This window comes from Bartonella sp. AP19HLJMH (assembly GCF_042196245.1).
Lineage (GTDB): Bacteria > Pseudomonadota > Alphaproteobacteria > Rhizobiales > Rhizobiaceae > Bartonella.
The window spans coordinates 295,054-313,993 of the sequence record NZ_JBHIPX010000001.1 but is presented as its reverse complement, the minus strand read 5'-3'; the positions used below and the strand labels follow the sequence as shown (position 1 = coordinate 313,993).

Sequence of the window (18,940 nt, the reverse complement as noted above, 5' to 3'; positions counted from 1 at the left end):
CTGTTTGAATAAATTTTGGATAAAGAACAAAAATAATGAAGATACAAAGTGGATATAGTGAATTATAGGGTTATAAAAACTTTTTATGATCATTTAAGTTTGTTTTTAATCTGTTATAGGGGGATAAGTATAGAGGGATAATGTGCGCATCAGAATAATAAAATTTTTGAGCGGAGTTTTTATTACAATTATCTTTTTATTTGGAGTGGGGATTCTCGTTTTACCTTATCTTATTTCTACAGATGCGATTCGTATTCGTTTAGCGCAGGATTTAAGTGCATGGACGGGTTACAATGTGCAATTGCGTGATCCACCGCGGTTACATCTTTTTCCTTATCCTAAAGCATTTCTTTCTGGCGTTACTTTAACATCAAAAATGGATGATGTTGCGCCATTAATGGAAGCTGAATCAATAGAAGTTGATCTTTCTGTCGTCGATCTTCTTTGGGGACATATTTCTTTTTCAGAGACGCGGATTATGCGTCCTCAATTTGTTATGGAAAAGCCTGTTAAAACAATAGCAGATTTTTTTGATCGGTTTTCTCGCTCACAAGGTGCATTAGGGGTGGCAATACGTAATACGCGTGAAATATTAAAACATAATCCTGAGCATCCAGAGATAGAGCACCTTTTAAAACAACCTTTTGGACGGATTGTCATTAAAAATGGTGTTCTTGTGTATCACGATAGTTTTTCAGGAGTAGCAGAAAAAATAACAGGATTAAATGCAACTTTAGATTGGCCGGAATCAACTCAGGAAGTACGGTTACGTGCAGATGCGCGTTGGCGCGGAGAGTTTACAAAATTATCACTTGATGCTTCTCAAGCATTACTGCTTCTTGCTGGAGGCAAAAGTCATATTAGGGCAAGTCTCAATTCTGTACGTGGGGGAATAACTTTTACAGGAAAGGCTCGATTATCTGAATATTATATTTTTGACGGAAAAGTGTCAATGCGTTCTCCTGGATGGAATCAGACATTGTCTTGGGTTGGTGGAAATCAGTTTTGGGGACATAAATTAAAAATACCCATTGTATGGGAATCTCATTTTTTAGCGCAGCCAATGCATATCCAAATGAACAATGTTACATTTACGATGGGGAAAGCCAATGCGCGAGGAGCTTTAAAACTCGATTTTCAAGATTATGTACCAAATGTCATGGGCTCTTTAGCCTTTGATAATCTAGACCTTAGCCTCTTGGGTTCAATGTTTTTTTCAGGTAAAAAGAAAAATGCCTGCTTTGACATGAGAACTTTTGATTGTATTGGCGTGGATATACGACTTTCTGCGCCACAAGCTAAAATAGGAAATATTTCACTCACAAATTTAGCTGCTGCAATACAAATAAGAGATGGTCATGGTATTTTTGATCTTGGACATGCGAATATTTTTGGTGGATCTGTGCAAAGTAATATTGAAGTTACCTCAGCTGGACAGAAAGTGCGTATTGGAGGAAATATTTCAGGTGCTTCTATTGATATGCAGGAGACTTTAGAAATCTTGGGATTTATTCCATTTATACAAAGCAAAACGAATTTTACTGCAACGGTACGAACACTTGCTGATTCTTGGCCAGAAATTTTTACGAAAATGCAGGGTGAGTTAACACTGAAGATGTCTTCTGGTCGGCTATTAGGGTATGATCTGAATGAATTACAAACAAGACTTTCAAATAAACAACAATTTCTTTTAATGAATAATGATACTTTTTCAACAACATTTGATCACTGGGATATTCAGACAAGCTTTTCAGAAGGTATGATGAAGGTAACAGAGTCATTAATGCGTACAGCAGACTTGAGCTTATCCATTCAAGGAACCATTGCAACTGCTATTGCGCAAGGGAAGGAAAATGAACTGATATTACAGGCACAACTACGCAAAAACTATAGATCAGAAACTTTATGTAAAGATGTCCAATGTCTTGCTAATAGCCTTGCATGGCCTTTTACATTTTCTCTAAGCTCTAAAGGACAAAATCATGGTGATTTTTGGGTTACAAAAGATATTAACGCAGATTGAGTATCGTTTTTCATCTGTATAATATTCTATCCTATAATGGTAATTCGTCTTTTTGCAACTTAAAATTGTCTTTTAAATTTAAATCAGAGCTCCCATTATCGGAAGATTCTCTCATTTTAAATCCGTTCGTCGTGAAGCAGTAAAAACCATCCTCACCGTCATAATAAGTGAGGTTGGTATAGATAAATGACTGAAGAGAGGAATAAAAAACCTTCTTATGGAATCTTTCAAATACAAGAGATTCATAATATCGGTGCTAATCTTATAAAAATTGCTAAAAAACATTAAAATTTTAAGGAGGATGTTGGCCAGTGCTTATTGAATCGCAGAAGAAATACCATAGCCATCTTTGGTAATTGTATGCTTCCCGTCGGCTCCAACAGAACCAATTCCCACTGTAATCAAAATAAAGGCTAAGAGGGTTGTAATCGTAATAATTGTAGCTTTTTTAGCAGACATATTTTTCCTCCACGGATGCATCAATGACTGAATGCAAAGATGAATGGTGCATTATTTAAACTTTTATGAAAGCAGAATCACTTAAGGATCTATAAGTTCCTATTATTATCTCATAAAGCTAAAAAAACTCTATAATTCTTTAATATATTATAGTTCTATAGATATAATTTTTTCTTTTTGCTATATATTTTTCTTCATTTTCTCGATGACGATAGTGAGCATTGGCAAAATTTTTATGCGCATAAATTATAAACTTAAAAGATTATTTATCCGACAGACATTGGCTTTGAATGAAGAAATAAAGATAGAGGGGGCACAAGCTTCTTATCTTATGCATGTTTTGCGTATGAAAGAAGGAGCAGAAATTTTACTTTTTAATGGACAGGATGGTGAGTGGCTTGCTAAACTTATCACTGTTAAGAAAAAATTTGTTGTGGTTCAGCTTATCCATCAAGAAAGATTACAAACGACGCATTCCAATCTTATTTATTGCTTTGCTCCACTCAAAAATGCGCGGTTGGATTATATGGTGCAGAAAGCTGTTGAAATGGGGGTATCGATTTTGCAGCCTGTTATAACGCATCATACGCAGGTTACGCGTATCAATATGGCGCGTATGGAAGCCAATGTTATTGAAGCTTCTGAACAGTGTGGAATTTTATCTCTTCCTGAATGCGTATCGGCTCTATCATTAGCAGAACTTTTAGCACAGTGGGATGAGACACAGCCTTTATTCTTTTGTGATGAAGAGCATAAATCGCATAATCCATTACCTTCTTTTAAAAAGCGTGACGTTACAACACCTGGTATTCTTATTGGACCGGAAGGTGGCTTTAGTGAAGAAGAGCGGAGCTTTTTAAAAAAACATCCTTTTGTGGTTCCAATATCACTAGGTCCGCGTATTTTACGCGCTGATACTGCCGCTGTTGCTGCTTTGGCTCTTCTTAATGCTACCGTGGGGGATTGGGCAATGGATTGAGAAATCTGTAAAATCATTCTAAACAATTTATTTAAGATGATGATACCAATTATAGGATACGGTAAGTTATGGCGCTTGATATAACTGATGAAAGTGAAATTTATAACTTAGATTCTTTGGTTAGCTATTTCCAAGGGGGGTATAAAGCAGAAGATGATTGGCGCATTGGTACAGAACATGAAAAATTTCCGTTTTATAGAGATGGTTTTCACCCTGTTCCTTATGAAGGAGAGAGGGGAATCCGAGCGCTTTTAGAGAGGATGCAAAGCGCCTTAGGATGGAAACCTATTTTAGATGAAGAGAATATTATTGGGCTCGTAGGATCAGTTGATCAGGGAGCCATTTCTTTGGAACCTGGGGGACAATTTGAATTATCTGGTGCACCATTAAAATCAGTAAGCCATACATATTACGAGTTGATGGAGCATTTAACTCTTCTCAAAAAAATTGCAGAACCATTAGGTATAGGTTTTTTAGGTCTTGGAGCTAGTCCAAAGTGGACTTTAGCTGAAACGCCGCGAATGCCTAAATCACGTTATCAGATTATGACTGATTATATGCCTAAAGTGGGGTATAATGGTCTTAATATGATGTATCGCACATCAACAGTTCAGGTTAATCTTGATTTTTCATCTGAAAGTGATATGCGGCGAAAAATGCAAGTATCCATGAAGTTACAGTCCATTGCAACGGCATTATTTGCAAGTTCGCCCTTTACAGAAGGGCGCCCAAATGGCTTTTTATCGTGGCGTTCTGAAATTTGGCGTAATACGGATAATCAGAGGACAGGCGTTCTGCCCTTTGTATTTTCTGAGCGTTTTGGTTTTGCTGATTATGTTGAATGGGCCCTTGATGTTCCAATGTATTTTGTTGTGCGTGATGGTCGTTATTATGATTGTACACACATAACGTTTCGTCAGTTTATGAATGGAGCATTAAAAGGACAAGTTGCAAATTCAATTCCAAACATGGGAGATTGGATTAATCACTTATCAACGTTATTTCCTGAAGTCCGCTTAAAAAGATTTTTAGAAATGAGGGGAGCTGATTGTGGTTCTTGGAAGCGCATTTGTGCGTTGTCGGCTTTTTGGGTTGGGCTTCTTTATGATAGGGAAGCACTTAATGAGGCAGAGGCTTTGACAAAAGATTGGTGTTTTGAAGAAGTTTTAGAGTTGCGCCAACGCGTTCCTAAAGAAGGGTTAAGAACTCCTTTTCGTCAAACTATTCTTTTAGAGTTAGCACGTCAAGCTCTCGCTATTGCTCGCAAAGGCTTAAAAAATCGCAAACAGTATGATACGAATGGTTTTGATGAAACAAATTTTCTTAATCCTCTAGAAGAGGTTGTTGCAATGGGGCAAACAGATGCTGAAAAATTTTTGTCCCATTACTATTCTATTTGGAATGAGTCGGTAGAACCTTTATTTTTAGAATGTGCCTATTAAATTTGAAGCAAAGATACTTCCTACTTTTTTAAAAATGCATATCACCGTGGTGGTTCATTCACTCATTTTCTCTAGAGAGCATATCCTACCTTGCTTTTAACATTTCTCATAACGGAAAGGATACAATACAAAAATCTCTTGGGCAGTGTGATTTTTATACCCAATAATATCACGATATTTCCGTAATCGTAATGTTGTCCCTTTGTACTAAAGATAGTTCATAAGAGATAAAGCTTATTATCAAACATTTTTTATTCACTTGGCTAAGCCTACTTATGAATAGGTCTGAAAATTATATTTTTTACTTTTAAAAGGGATAAAAAATATAATTTGCGGCTAATAGTCAATTATTATAATTCAATATACGATGCTTATATGAAAGAGTATTTTATTATACAAAAATTACGATATCAATCTTTCAGTGCGCTAAAAAGACAGTAGAAAAAATACCGATAGATCTATGTATGTATAACTCAATTTTATTTTTATAAAAAAAGAAATATATTATGTAAATAGATAGAAATAAAGATTATTATATATAATGAATGTGTTAATTACATCATTAAATATTGATAAATAAAAAATATTATCTTCATAGAGTTATATGAAATTATAAGCTATTCATAGATAAGAAATAACTATTTGTATGCAAAGGGGTATTATATTAAAATACTATTATTCTTGATAAAGAGGCACGAGATAAAGAGATTGAGCTTGTAACGAATGAGTGTTTGAATACGCACAAAAATTCAAAAAAGCACAACATTTCTATAGCAGAATAATCTTTATCAGTATGAGCGCAACTTATTATAGGCAATTAATTATCCCCATACATTGTAAATCTGCTGTAAGACTGCTTTTAATGCTTTAAACTGTACTATTCATAAAATTTATAATATTTGTAGGCTTAAAGCCTCTCATTTTAATCATATATCCTCAGTCTTTTCCATTGTTTTCATTATCTAGAAATTTGTAATCGTCTTTGTTATGCTCTCACTAGGATAAGCAGCTTTAAAATGTGCTCGTCCTTCATCCGTAATGGCATCACGCCTCTGTAAACCAGATGTTTTTCTTTCCTTTATTGAATTTGCAAACAAATGGGATTGTTTTTCATCATGAACAGTTACAGAGATTCAACGTTTTTATAAAGATACCGTGGAAAGCATTGACCTGTATCTATTGCATCTAGATTAGGCAAATTCTTAGCTATCAATACAGAAAAAACGCTTCGTGCTCCTATGCCTGTAATTTGTATCATCCTATTTTCAACTTTTTGTCCTATCAGGACTATACGAGGCATTTGGTAAATTCCATCGTTGAGATTCCGATTATAATAAAACCACTGTTGCGTAAAAGGATGATATGAACTCTGAGTGAGGCATGCCTCTTCAAATTCAAAAACCTTTCCTCTTATTAGTTCTTGCGTAACATTATAACTCCAACTTATCTTTTTTATATCTAAAGTGACAAAATTATCTATAGCACGTGCACGTGTTGTTCGATCAGCATATGAATAGGTATCGTTAAAACGTTTTACTGCGCTATTATAAAAAGCAATCATATTATTTATATTTTCTGCTCAAGCTCCGCCCTCCAATGTTACGGCAACTCTTGCATTAAGATGTTTCATAAGAGGTCTTTCTACTCCTTTCTTATACATTTTTACTCATACGCCAGCCCTGCTTGTGACGTGCAAGCAAATGATTTTGATTGATTCAAGATAAACAGGTTTGAAATGAGAGAATCTTACGTTATTCGGGACTCTCATTTAATATGCAAAACAGTAAATTATGATTATAAATCAACATGTTGTATTTCAAAGCCTTTTTATGATTATAAAAAGAGTTTTGAAAAATAAAAAAGCTTTCATTGAGAGCAAAGAAAGAATGTATAAAAAGTATTTTCAATAAAATAATTATATTTGAAGTGCTGATCAAAGCTATTGAGAGTGCAGTCCATAAAATGAGCAGAAGTAGCTTGTTGGTGTATTTTCTAGAAAAATCATGAATGTTCGATTGTTAATTCATCCTTGCTTGGAAAGCTCGCTTCAGTTCAAATAGAAAAAGAGAGAGGTAAGGAGATTTATAGGATAAGATATGCTGGAATTATTCAGTATTAAGATGCAATGAATGCTGCTTATATTTCTCTTTTTTAACTATTTTATGAGAGTGAAAATTTAAATAATAAGAAAATAATTTTATTTATTTTCTTTAAACAGTTATTAGTAGATAAAAAATTCTCTTTTAATCTATAAATTAAAAAAATAATGATTTTGTAAAAGCCTTGTAAGCTTTATAGGTTAATTTTAAATATCATGCATTGATTTTGAATTATGCAGATTATTTATGTCAACCATAATAATAGTGAGCATAGACAATGACATTTAATTTTTTCGTCAATTTATTTCTATTTGTTATTTTTTTATTGTTGGTTTTTCAAAGTAAGAAAATGCAATGGAGTCTTTCACTACGTGTTATGCTATGGCTTATCCTTGGCTTGATTTTTGGAAGTGTTTTGCAGTTTATTTATGGAGAGGGTGAAAGCACTTTATTGAAATCCGTTGAATGGTTTAACATTGTCGGTGAGGGCTATATTTTATTGTTGCAAATGATTGTTATGCCACTGGTTTTTATCTCTATCGTTTCAGCAGTTGCTCATTTACATTCTGTTTATGCTGTCGGAAAGATGAGTATAATAACAATTTCAATATTGCTTTTTACAACGGCTCTTTCAGCATTGGTTGGTGTGCTTGTGGTTAATTTTTTTGGATTAACAACCGATGGTTTGGTGCATGAAGGGCAAAATGTTTCTGCTCTTCTTGAAGGTCATATTTCTAAACTTGGAGATATGAATATACCAAAGATGATTTTGTCTATGATTCCTAAAAATCCATTTGCTGAGTTGAGTGGAGCTAAACGTACGTCAATTATTAGTGTTGTGATTTTTGCGTCATTTTTAGGTGCATCGGTTCTTCTTTTAAAGAAAGATGAGCCAGAAAAAGGAGAAAAAGCGCTTTTATTTATTCAAGTGGCACAAGCTTGGATTATGCGGTTAGTCCGTATTGTGATTGCTTTGACGCCTTATGGTATTTTTGCACTTATGACGAAAGTAGGAGCAATATCGCGTATTGCAGATATTTTAAATTTACTGGTTTTTATTATTGCTTCTTATGTCGGTATTATTTTAATTTTTGGAATTCATGGTGTATTGCTTGGTATTTCTGGGATTAATCCCTTTCGTTTTTTCAAAAAGGTTTTACCAGTTTTAACATTTGCTTTTAGCAGTCGTTCAAGTGCTGCAAGTATTCCTTTGAATATTGAAGCGCAAACACAGTGGATAGGTGTACCACAATCCATTGCGAGTTTTGCAGCTTCTTTTGGGGCAACAATTGGACAAAATGGTTGTGCTGGTCTTTATCCAGCGATGCTTGCGACCATGATTGCACCCTCTATGGGTATTAATCCTCTTGATCCTACTTGGATTGCTACGCTTATTGGTGTTGTAACGTTGAGTTCTATTGGTGTTGCTGGTGTGGGGGGAGGTGCTATTTTCGCTGCATTGATTGTGTTACCAATTATGGGGCTTCCTGTTACTTTGGTTGCTGTACTTATCTCTATTGAACCGCTAATTGATATGGGACGGACTGCTCTAAACGTGAGCGATTCAATGATAGCTGGAACGGTCACCAGTCAAATATTACGGACAACAGATAAAAGTATTTTTAAAAAATAATTTTAGATTATATTTTTTGGGGCTGTAAAACATCTGTAAGAGATATTTGCGCTGAACCAGGTTGTAGCGGTTTTTGTTGATTGGGATGAGGAGCCCAACCAGAGAGCCAGATGAAAGAAAAATGTGCACGAATACGTCCATCAGGATCACTAAATCGTTGTGCATAGATTTCAGCTGCGCGGAGAAAAAAACGTTTGGATACAGGGCGTCGTGAACGATTGATGAGTGCATTTTGCATTCCCATAGCTTTAAGATCGTGCATAAGGTCAAACATTGTATTATAACGTATTGTGATATCTTCAACGTCTGCTACAGGCAGGGCAAAGCCAACACGCTGTAAAAGAGCGCCTGCATCACGAATGTCGGCAAAAGGGTAGATTCTAGGGCTTGCTCCATCATAAATTTCACTTTCAGCTTGCAGCAGGCTTTCGCGCAATTCTCTTAATGTACCAGCTCCTGCCATAACAGCAAGAAATAAGCCATCTGGTTTAAGGGTATTTTTTATCTGGCTTAGAACACCAGGGGTATCATTGGTCAATTGTAATGAAAGAAGTGAAACAATAAGGTCACAGTAACTTTGAGGTAAATCAAGAAATTCTCGATGACGTAAATGAAATTTTTTATCATGGCTTTGATAAAGCGTATCGGTCTCAATGCGTTCTATGGAACAAACTTTTCCAGATTTCATTAAAGCTTGCGCAGCAAGGTCTGTATGGCTGTGTAAATCGAGAGCTAATGTAAAGAGGCGATCAACAGTGCTAAGGCGTTTATAGAGATCTTCTGCCATGTGAGAGAGTAAAAAGTCACATCCTTTTTTTGCTTTTTGAAAGGCACGTTTTCGGAATTGTTCAATGCGGTTATGATCAAAAATTAAAGGATGCGACATATTGTAGAACACTTTCGATCTATGAAAGAATATATTTTGAAAAGGTTCATTATTTGTGCAAGCTCTGTCAAGTTTATAATATGAAAGAAATAAATTTATAGAAGGTAAGAGTTTTTAAAGGAATTAAAATTATAAATTGAGGAAATACAAAGGAACTTTTGTTCTGAGGGAAACTTGTAAAAGCCTAAATTTATAATGTTGTATTTTCGAGAAGCGGCGTTAAATAGTGGGGATATACTAAGTAAGTTCGTTGAACGCTTGAAAACGATGCTTTATCCACCAATTTGTCCTGGATGTAAGCAAAATGTTTCTACTTATGGTACGATTTGCTCCGAATGTTGGAAAGATCTTCAATTTATCACGAAACCTTATTGTCCTGTTATGGGGACTCCTTTTGTTTGTGATATGGGGGATGGTTTTCTTAGTGGTGAAGCACTCCGTAACTCCCATCCTTTTTCACGTGTTCGCTCAGTCATTGTTCATAAAGGGCTTGCACGAACTTTAGTAACGCGCTTAAAATATGGTGATCATATAGAATTGGCATCATTTATGGCCAATTGGATGATGTTTGCTGGACGCGAGGTTATTGATGATTGTGATGTTATTATTCCCATTCCATTGCATTTTCGTCGTTTTTGGGAGAGGCGTTATAATCAATCTGCTGAGCTTGCACGTTATATTGCAGCATCACAAAAAAAGCTTTTAAAACCGAGTTGGCTTGTTCGTTGTCGGCATACCCGTCCGCAGGTTAGTCTTTCTTCGAGAGAGAGAAAACTTAACGTAAAAAATGCTTTTAAGGTTTCGCATAAAGTTAAAAAATATCTCAAAGGATGTTCTGTTTTGCTGATTGATGATGTATTTACAACGGGTGCAACAGTTACAGCAGCAGCTGCTGCATTAAAAGATGCAGGTGCACGACAGGTTGATGTGCTAACATTTTCGCGTGTTCTCAAAGAAGATTCTATTTTTCCCTCTTCTTAAGAGGAATTTAAAATGAATATTATTAAAAAATATTGGAGGATAATACTATGAAAGAGGTAATAATTTATACACGCCCTAACTGTCCTTATTGTACAAAAGCACGTGATTTGCTTAATAAAAAAGGCGTAAAGTATACAGATATTGATGCTTCCACATCCCTTCGCCAAGAAATGGTACAGCGTGCAAATGGACGTAATACATTTCCACAAATTTTCATAGATGATTATCACGTTGGCGGTTGTGATGATCTTTATGCTTTAGAAGCTGAGGGAAAGCTCAATTCTTTATTACAAGGCATATAATATTTGTAAATTACATATTCTTAAGACCGTTTTGCAAGAAGGAGATAGTTAACGCCCATGTCTTTTGAGCGATTCCAGCTGTCGTTTAATGGGTTATAAGTAATACCTATCTCATCAATGACAGTCAGAGCGTTTTTTGATAAGAAGTTTTTAAGTTCTAGAGGTTTTAGGAATTTTTTATAATCATGGGTTCCTTTAGGAAGCCAACGTAGAATATATTCAGCGCCTACAATAGCAAGCCCCCATGCTTTCCATGTGCGGTTGAGTGTTGAGACAAACATCAACCCTTGTGGTTTCAGCATTTTTGCTGTAGCTTCTATGAAGAGATTAACGTCAGCGACATGTTCAACAACTTCCATATTAAGGATGATATCAAATTTCTCTCCTTCGTTGGCAAGTACTTCTGCTGTCGTCGTGCGGTAATCAATGGAAAGGTCATTTTGGGCTGCATGAATTTTTGCGACTTCAATATTTGTTTGTGCAGCATCAACGCCTACAACCATAGCACCAAGACGTGCCATTGGTTCAGATAACAAGCCTCCTCCACAGCCAATATCAAGAATTTTCAAATTGTGAAAGGGCGTAAGTGAAGAAGGGTCACGATTAAACTCTAAACAGATTTTTTCTCTGATGTAAGCAAGGCGTGTTGGGTTAAATTGGTGAAGAGGTCGAAATTTTCCTTGTGGATTCCACCATTCTGTAGCAATACGTGAAAAGTGATCAATTTCACTTTGATCAATAGTTGTCGGCGTTTTATCTATCATTTTGCTTTCCTTTTATTTTTAATGATCAGGTCAAGTAGATTTTATACAAAGTCAAGAGAAATTAATATAATCATAATGAAACTTGCACAAATGATAGATATTCGCTATGTCGAGAAAATGGTTAGTTGATACAGCATCTAATTCTCATTACTGTTTGAGATAAGAGATGTAAAGGTAAGAGTGTTATTAATGGCGCGCATTGTCATGAAATTTGGTGGAACATCTGTAGCAAACATGGAATGTATTCATAATGTTGCAAGGCATGTCAAAAGAGAGGTTGATGCAGGCAATGAGGTAGCCGTTGTCGTATCTGCGATGGCTGGTAAAACAAATGAACTTGTTCAGTGGACAAGTGATGCTTCCTCTATGCATAGAGATGCTCGTGAATATGATGTTGTGGTTGCTTCTGGTGAACAGGTTACGTCAGGTTTGTTGGCTTTGACACTTCGAGAAATGGGGGTGAATGCACGTTCATGGCTTGGTTGGCAAATTCCTATTCATACAGACAATGCGCATGGCCGTGCACGTATTACTAATATTGATGGATCTTTTTTAATCGAGTGTTTTCAGGAAGGTCAGGTTGCCGTTATTGCTGGTTTTCAGGGGTTATCTCCGGATAACCGGATTTCTACCTTAGGGCGTGGGGGATCAGATACAAGTGCTGTTGCTATAGCCGCTGCTGTACAAGCTGATCGCTGTGATATTTATACGGATGTGGATGGTGTTTATACAACGGATCCACGTATAGAGCCGAAAGCGCGTCGTTTACCAAAAGTAGCTTTTGAAGAAATGCTAGAAATGGCTTCTCTTGGTGCAAAGGTTTTACAGGTTCGTTCTGTTGAATTGGCAATGGTTCATAAGGTTCGTACCTTTGTGCGTTCAAGTTTTGAGGATCCTGATGCGTTAGGCATGGAGGATCCAATGAGTTCTTCTGGAACACTTATTTGCGATGAGGATGAAATTGTGGAACAACAAAATGTTACTGGTATTGCTTTTGCTAAGGATGAAGCACAAATTTCCCTTCGTCGACTTGCCGATCGTCCAGGGATTTCGGCAGCAATTTTTGGTCCCTTGGCTGAAGAAAGCATTAATGTTGATATGATTGTGCAAAATATTTCTGAAGATGGCTCAAAAACTGATATGACTTTTACTGTACCATCATCAGATGTAGAAAAAGCCGTTACACTTCTTGAAAAGAATCGCAAAGAAATTGGATTTGATGTTCTCCAGTTTGAAAGCGATCTCGCCAAGGTATCTGTGATTGGTATTGGAATGCGTAGCCATGCAGGTGTTGCCGCTACAGCATTTAAGGCTTTGGCTGAAAAGGGTATTAACATTCAAGCAATTACGACCTCAGAAATTAAAATTTCTATTTTGATTGATAGTGCTTACACTGAACTTGCGGTTAGAACATTACATGCTGTTTATGCACTTGATAAGGGATAAGTATTTTTTAGTTTCAACAGAGTTTCAATAACGTAAAGCTTTAATATATATTAATAATTTTTGTTAAGGATATTTATATTTTTAATTTAAATGGAATATTTAATACAGCAGGACTCTCTCATTTTAAACTTGTTCATGATGAATTTAAAATGGTCACTTATACATTACAAGAGAAAGATGTTTGGGTAAAAAACGGTTTAAGAAGGGATATAAAATATGCCGTCTATAAACGTTTTAGAGCCTATAGAGAGGGATGGAGAAGTCTTTACGATAAGCCTTAATAGAACTAAGGAACAATGCACTGCGTTTATTCAAAAGATGCATGTTACATGAGGGACAGCCTCGTGAATACAGATTTAATATTATAAATCTTAGAGAAATTAGAGCTCATTAGATTAGTGACGGAATTACCAAAATAGAATTGATGATGTATTTTCTAGAGATGTTTAGTTTGTTATCAAATGATTGTTTATGACTTTATGTATATCTTGAAAATTTAATTTTTTCCATATTACGAGGCAATAAAAAAATATATCTCTATAGATAATATTTATGTTGCACTATAAGTTATAAAATTACCATGTCTTATGCGTTTATAGCTTTTTCAGAAGTACTTTTCATAAAATCATGTAAATATAGATCAAAATTAATGATAATGTTATAGTGTGTTGCTTTTATGATTTTATTACTTAAATTTTTTTCATGTCTATTTCTTTTTTTTGAATTATGATTAAGATTTTCAAAGTTTTTGATACCTCCATATGTTTTTTAGGTTAACTTTCTTCCCTTAACTACTCTATTATAAGTATTTTCTGTGTCATACTGCCAATCACACATGAAATACATTCTTTCGTTTTTGCAGTATATTGTGCTAGTTTCTTATCATGTTTACATATTTTGCAAATGGTGGTCTTTGTAAGTAAAGCTCTTCTTGTGAGAAATATAGCCATATTATTTTACTCTTCTTGTATTTTATGTGGCGTTGTATAAATTCGAAAGTCTCGGAAATATTGCTTTTTAAATTATCTATGAAGAGTATTTTATGGTATCAAGAAATATAGAGTGAGCTCTTTAAACAAAAAGAAAATAAATATCAAATAAGAGCGGGAAAAGGGGAGAACAACGATATACATGCTCTATTTTTCCACCAATCATATGTTTTAGAATAGTCTAAATGACTAGGGTTTTCTTTTTTTCCGCGAGTTAATTACGTAAACTAGAGTGCTCCCTATGGAAGCATGCTTCAAGTTTAATTCTTTCATGGAGTGAGACAAGCGATGTGTCGATGATAAAAAACGGGAATATTTTTCCACTCCATTGTCAATCTAGTAGTGATGTTATGACGTTGTTATTCCAAATAAATCTTTTGTTTTTTGTTACCTGTATCAATATCTAATGTCAGTGCAGATGCATATTTGATGGTATATTGAGACGGATAAGGGGCCTACGAGCAACTCCTGTTTTTGTATACCAGATAGGAATAAGGATGTTGCGTATACCTGGTGGGGTAATTTCTGAAATGGAGATAAAACCTAATTGGGTGAGATGAAGCCATAAAAGTGAAAACCAACTTCCATTTTACAACTTCCTTTTAATTCTGCTTTACAATTTTCAAAGGTATTGACAGCAATATCTTTTAAATAATGGATATTACACATTGGTTCACGTTTTTGTTTATTTGCGTTATTTAAATCTATATGCCTTTCACGTAAAACAAAACGCTATTATAGAGCCAATTTACGCGCTTGTTTTGAAAAAATATCTCTCTCCCCAAGCCCCCACATTATGGCGCCTGTGGATGGCGTAACGTAAAGTTTATGGGGGACCACCATCTCCTTTACTTAGATCAAAGGTGTCAGCTGGTCGTCATCATTTAATTTTTAGTTTTCCTGTTGAACAGCGCTTATATGGATATGATGAAGCATTCTTATTTCTTTCTTCAAATAATCCATACTTCTCCTCGGCTTGTGACGTGTAAGAGAATAGTCTTGATTGATTCATCATGTACAGATTTGAAATGAGGAAATCATACGATATTTAGACTCCATTCAAGATTTATAATGATAAATCAAATATTTTTTATCCAAAAATAATGTGCTTTTAAGAAGATAAAAATTAAAGTTATTTAGAATACCGCAATAAAATCAGTAACGAGGAGGGTGGTTTATTGGAAAAAAATAAACCATGGAATTACTTAACTGATTATTGAATTTTGCTTATTCTTATCTGTTTCGTATGATTAAACATAAGATATTGATTTATAATAATTAATTTTTTCTTTATAGTGAATAATAGTCCCGACGAAAGGCAGCTTTTCTGAAACCACGAAGCCTTTCATATTGAAACAATTAAAATCATTTTTGTGCACACCATGAGTGGAGCTGGTGCATGAGTAAAAGAATATTGAAGAAAGGAATAAAAATATCTCTTATAAGTCTTCTTAAGAGTCAAAGGTGTTGTAACATTAGAGGCTCGTAAATAGTATGATGATGTTAGTTTTCTCCTTCATAAGTGTAAAGATGAGGCGAGACAACAGCTTTTACATTAAATATCGTCCGAACCCAACAAATGAGCGAAATCGCTTTTTAAAAGTTCTGCATAAAAATGTATTTTCAGTTAGTTTGTTAGGAACTATGAGAAATTCCTTTATTGCGCTTAATATAAATAAATCCATATCCCAGACCGATAAGGGCAGATAAACCTGAGCCACAAAGGACCCCAATTTTTGCCGCATCAAGCAGAATAATATCTTTAAAAGCGAGCATTGAAACAAAAATAGACATTGTAAAGCCAATTCCTGCTAAAAAACCAATGAGTAAAACGCCTGTCCAGGTCATATGAGGGGGGAGGCGGCATAGCCCTGATTTTACAGCTATATAACTGGCAGTGATAATACCAAGAGGCTTACCGATGAAAAGACCAATGACAACACCCAAAACAATCAAGAATGATTTGTCAGAAGAAAGATCAAAGTTTGCAAAACTTACTCCTGCATTTGCGAAGGCAAAAACTGGCATGATACCGTATGCAACCCATGGATGCAATGCTTTTTGAACACGTGTTACTGGGGCGATCATGGCCCGTTGTCCTTTGCGCATCTTTTTCAATGCTGTTGAAATATGATGCAGATCTGTTTTTGTATTTTTTTCTTGAAGAATTTGCATAGCGTTACTGAGCATGGTGAGTGGCGCTACAAGAGTACGGGTAGGAAGAACGGGAGTCATCATCCCTAAGATTACGCCAGCAAGCGATGGGTGAACGCCTGTTACCATTAAACCCCACCAAATGATTGCACCAGGTAAAATGTAAAGCCATGCTGATGCAAGCCCGATCCACTGAAAAAATAGTACCAAAGCAATACCCGCTCCTGCAATCATTAAACCGCTAGGATCAATGTTTGTTGAGTAGAAAAAAGCAATAATAAGAACAGCGATAATATCGTCAATAATTGCTAATGATAGAAGAATAATATGAAGATTAGAAGGAATTTTTTTCCCTAGAAGAGCAAGAATACCTAGAGCAAAGGCAATATCTGTTGCTGTTGGCACAGCCCAACCGCGGATATGTCCCTCGTTAAAATTGAAGATAAAGTAAATAATTGCAGGAACACAAACGCCCCCTATTGCAGCAACAATTGGTAAGATTGCTTGTTTAAAATCGGCAAGAGCCCCTTCATGAATTTCGCGTCGAATTTCCATTCCTGCGACGAGAAAGAAAATGGTCATAAGGGCATCATTAACCCAGAAATGTAAATCCCATGAAAGAGTGAAATGACCCAAATTAAAGCCAAGAGGTGTATGCCAAAAAGATTCATAGAAAGCAGCATATTTAGAATTGGCAAAAATAAGTGCAGAAGCAGCAGCTAATAAAAGAACAACACCACTAAGAGCTTCAATATGGAGAAAACGCTCGATAGCAGAAAGCGCTTGATTAGTGACACGAGAAGCGCGATTAGGCAGGCGATTTGAAGATAAATCAGACATGAACAACTCCAAGCATCGTCAATTTTAGATTCTATACTCTCTGTATAAATGACTTTGTATGATACCTTCTGTATCATACAAAAGAAAAAAGAGGAATAAAGTTCTTAATTTATAGACAAGATCATCATGTTTAAAGCACAAAATGTTTAACGCGACGCTTCATTTTTAATAGTGAGATGTACTTTGCTTAAAGCCTTAGATAGATCATTTTGTAGAGCAGATTCGAGATCAACTATTGCGAGACCTTTATTATCTTTTGCTTTAATTTTAACGATCAATGTTTGTGGATTTTTAGCAAATTCTCCTAAGGATTTTGAAATTTTTTCTGCTTCGTCATGATTTTTTAGCAGAATTTTTGGGGTCTGCGTCATCATTAGATAGAAATCGTCATAAAGTTCCTTTTTTAGATCATGTTGGCTGTCATTAAGATTTTGCGCAAGATAAGAAAAAAGCTTATCAATGAAACCTGCATCCGTATATTGTATATCAATTTCATTGATGCCAAGGTCTTGAGACGCAGCAATCATTATATTTTTCTGACCAGAAAAAAGCTTTTCATCAACATCAATAACCTTAGCCGAGATGTTCCCAGATCCAACGTTTTTCATATTGAAAGACATTGTATCAAGAAAGAGCATACGTTTTTTTTCATCGTAAGAAATATCAATTTTTCCTGAAACATTAAAGCGCTCAAAGTTCAGATTTTTGAAGAACTCTAAGTCTTTTTCATTCATTTTTTTAGGTAAAACGGAAAGGTTATTGAGAGAAAGAAAAAGCTTTTTAGGGATAGGTTGTTTCCACAAACTTGGTTTGAATTGGAATGATTCGAGCGTTGCTTTCAACTGCGGTATATCAACGGTGATATTATCAACTTTGGCATCCGCTGAGGTAATGGCGAGCAGTATGTTTAGAAGAAGACCATTTTGTGCTACTTTTTCAGCGATTTTATTATTCTCTTTTCTTGCATTAAGATAAGCTTTGATTAATTTTTCAGGAGTTTGCTCAAGCGGTTTCATCTTTAAACCAGATGTTTTAAACTGCCCAAGGAAGAAAGAGCTGTTTTTTTCTGCTTCTTCAAAAATATCGACACTTATATTATTCAAAGAAATGGGGCCAGTAACGGTTTTACCTTGATTGAGAGCATTGTTTTTTCCAAAAATGATAGAGTAGGCATAGTTGATGTCGATATCATGGGCTTTTATTGTATTACTTTTAGCCATAAGTTGCATCTGTTTGGCACCATTTGCTACGATCGTTTTAAGATCCATATTTTTGATACTAACTGAATGGATATGGTTATTTCTAAAATCAGAAAGCTGGAAATTCTTGATTTCAACCGTTTCTGTTCGGTTATTTTTATTTTCTATAGAAAGTTGTATATTGGGAGCAATAATTGAGGAAAGCTCAATACGCATCATTGATTGTAAAAGACGTGATGTTATCGTTCTATCTTTTTCTTTTAAGGATACATTCCGAAGGGAAATTTGGGGAATTTGCACATGAATATTATTATACTTTAAATCAACATTATAAAATGTAAAAGTTCCGGGAATAAAGGAAAGAGGAGGACGGGCAGAAATGGCACCAATTTTAAGTGATGTACCAGCTGGAACAGGTATTGTCACATTCTTCAAATTGATTTTACCTAGAATGCTTACTTCAGATGTTTCGGCTTTTATGGAATGACGGGCTATTTCTTTTCTTACAAAACCGTCAAGATAGGGTTTTGCAATATAAAATCCACCAACAATTATAATTGCCAAGATAGCAACAAATCCAATAATGCAAGTGAGCCAATATCTGAGGTTACTTTGATACCCACTATTAAGATTGACCATTCTTTCTTCTTTCATTTTTATCACTCTTTGAATTGAGAGTGAAGATAAATTCTTTTAAGCAACGACAAAGGTTTAAATATAGCGTGTACCAGTTTCAACAATTAT

At 35.2% G+C, this 18,940-nt stretch carries 12 protein-coding genes and 1 pseudogene; 7 read left to right on the top strand and 6 right to left on the bottom strand.

Features of this window, described 5'->3' with window-relative positions:
* Nucleotides 1-142 precede the first annotated feature (142 nt).
* Nucleotides 143-2,023, top strand: a complete 1,881-nt coding sequence (locus ACFINR_RS01250) for an AsmA family protein (protein WP_375652337.1) — start codon at nucleotides 143-145, stop codon at nucleotides 2,021-2,023.
* A gap of 315 nt (nucleotides 2,024-2,338) precedes the next feature.
* On the opposite strand, the gene ACFINR_RS01245 is transcribed toward ACFINR_RS01250, so the two are convergent.
* On the bottom strand, nucleotides 2,339-2,482 hold the full coding sequence (locus ACFINR_RS01245) for a hypothetical protein (protein ID WP_273790383.1): 144 nt from the start codon (nucleotides 2,480-2,482) through the stop codon (nucleotides 2,339-2,341).
* Between the two features lie 235 nt (nucleotides 2,483-2,717).
* Between ACFINR_RS01245 and ACFINR_RS01240 the strand changes: the two genes are divergently transcribed.
* Nucleotides 2,718-3,461, top strand: a complete 744-nt coding sequence (locus ACFINR_RS01240) for a 16S rRNA (uracil(1498)-N(3))-methyltransferase (RefSeq protein WP_375613542.1) — start codon at nucleotides 2,718-2,720, stop codon at nucleotides 3,459-3,461.
* Nucleotides 3,462-3,529: 68 nt separating this feature from the next.
* Nucleotides 3,530-4,903, top strand: coding sequence for a glutamate--cysteine ligase (locus ACFINR_RS01235; RefSeq protein ID WP_375612076.1), 1,374 nt, complete (start codon nucleotides 3,530-3,532; stop codon nucleotides 4,901-4,903).
* A 980-nt stretch (nucleotides 4,904-5,883) separates the two neighbouring features.
* Here the strand turns inward: ACFINR_RS01235 and ACFINR_RS01230 are convergent.
* Nucleotides 5,884-6,482: pseudogene (locus tag ACFINR_RS01230) on the bottom strand (type ISP restriction/modification enzyme); the annotation flags it as partial.
* 797 nt (nucleotides 6,483-7,279) lie between these two features.
* On the opposite strand from ACFINR_RS01230, the gene ACFINR_RS01225 reads away from it, so the two are divergent.
* Nucleotides 7,280-8,635, top strand: a complete 1,356-nt coding sequence (locus tag ACFINR_RS01225) for an L-cystine transporter (protein ID WP_375631545.1) — start codon at nucleotides 7,280-7,282, stop codon at nucleotides 8,633-8,635.
* Between the two features lie 7 nt (nucleotides 8,636-8,642).
* On the opposite strand, the gene ACFINR_RS01220 is transcribed toward ACFINR_RS01225, so the two are convergent.
* On the bottom strand, nucleotides 8,643-9,521 hold the full coding sequence (locus tag ACFINR_RS01220; protein WP_375652336.1) for a methyltransferase: 879 nt from the start codon (nucleotides 9,519-9,521) through the stop codon (nucleotides 8,643-8,645).
* Nucleotides 9,522-9,716: 195 nt separating this feature from the next.
* Between ACFINR_RS01220 and ACFINR_RS01215 the strand changes: the two genes are divergently transcribed.
* Nucleotides 9,717-10,502, top strand: a complete 786-nt coding sequence (locus ACFINR_RS01215) for a ComF family protein (protein WP_375613539.1) — start codon at nucleotides 9,717-9,719, stop codon at nucleotides 10,500-10,502.
* A gap of 47 nt (nucleotides 10,503-10,549) precedes the next feature.
* A complete protein-coding gene (grxC, locus tag ACFINR_RS01210) occupies nucleotides 10,550-10,804 on the top strand; it encodes a glutaredoxin 3 (protein ID WP_375652335.1) in 255 nt (84 codons plus the stop codon).
* Between the two features lie 20 nt (nucleotides 10,805-10,824).
* Here grxC and ubiG read toward each other — a convergent pair whose 3' ends face one another.
* Nucleotides 10,825-11,568, bottom strand: coding sequence for a bifunctional 2-polyprenyl-6-hydroxyphenol methylase/3-demethylubiquinol 3-O-methyltransferase UbiG (ubiG, locus tag ACFINR_RS01205; protein WP_375652334.1), 744 nt, complete (start codon nucleotides 11,566-11,568; stop codon nucleotides 10,825-10,827).
* Between the two features lie 189 nt (nucleotides 11,569-11,757).
* On the opposite strand from ubiG, the gene ACFINR_RS01200 reads away from it, so the two are divergent.
* Nucleotides 11,758-13,014: an aspartate kinase gene (locus ACFINR_RS01200; protein ID WP_375629782.1), complete on the top strand. Its 1,257-nt coding sequence runs from the start codon at nucleotides 11,758-11,760 to the stop codon at nucleotides 13,012-13,014.
* A gap of 2,624 nt (nucleotides 13,015-15,638) precedes the next feature.
* On the opposite strand, the gene nhaA is transcribed toward ACFINR_RS01200, so the two are convergent.
* Together nhaA and ACFINR_RS01190 are read right to left on the bottom strand one after the other, a co-directional pair.
* The gene (gene nhaA / locus ACFINR_RS01195; protein WP_375618444.1) at nucleotides 15,639-16,997 is read right to left on the bottom strand and encodes a Na+/H+ antiporter NhaA; all 1,359 of its coding nucleotides are present in this window, start codon (nucleotides 16,995-16,997) and stop codon (nucleotides 15,639-15,641) included.
* Between the two features lie 146 nt (nucleotides 16,998-17,143).
* Nucleotides 17,144-18,850, bottom strand: coding sequence for a hypothetical protein (locus ACFINR_RS01190; protein ID WP_375638035.1), 1,707 nt, complete (start codon nucleotides 18,848-18,850; stop codon nucleotides 17,144-17,146).
* Nucleotides 18,851-18,940: the final 90 nt, after the last annotated feature.

Bases quoted from the DNA above. Each gene is read 5' to 3' on its own strand.
- grxC (WP_375652335.1), top strand. From the start codon at position 10,550: ATGAAAGAGGTAATAATTTATACACGCCCTAACTGTCCTTATTGTACA.
- ACFINR_RS01225 (WP_375631545.1), top strand. From the start codon at position 7,280: ATGACATTTAATTTTTTCGTCAATTTATTTCTATTTGTTATTTTTTTA.
- nhaA (WP_375618444.1), bottom strand. From the start codon at position 16,997: ATGTCTGATTTATCTTCAAATCGCCTGCCTAATCGCGCTTCTCGTGTC.
- ACFINR_RS01245 (WP_273790383.1), bottom strand. From the start codon at position 2,482: ATGTCTGCTAAAAAAGCTACAATTATTACGATTACAACCCTCTTAGCC.
- ACFINR_RS01240 (WP_375613542.1), top strand. From the start codon at position 2,718: ATGCGCATAAATTATAAACTTAAAAGATTATTTATCCGACAGACATTG.
- ACFINR_RS01220 (WP_375652336.1), bottom strand. From the start codon at position 9,521: ATGTCGCATCCTTTAATTTTTGATCATAACCGCATTGAACAATTCCGA.
- ACFINR_RS01235 (WP_375612076.1), top strand. From the start codon at position 3,530: ATGGCGCTTGATATAACTGATGAAAGTGAAATTTATAACTTAGATTCT.
- ubiG (WP_375652334.1), bottom strand. From the start codon at position 11,568: ATGATAGATAAAACGCCGACAACTATTGATCAAAGTGAAATTGATCAC.
- ACFINR_RS01190 (WP_375638035.1), bottom strand. From the start codon at position 18,850: ATGAAAGAAGAAAGAATGGTCAATCTTAATAGTGGGTATCAAAGTAAC.
- ACFINR_RS01200 (WP_375629782.1), top strand. From the start codon at position 11,758: ATGGCGCGCATTGTCATGAAATTTGGTGGAACATCTGTAGCAAACATG.
- ACFINR_RS01215 (WP_375613539.1), top strand. From the start codon at position 9,717: ATGTTGTATTTTCGAGAAGCGGCGTTAAATAGTGGGGATATACTAAGT.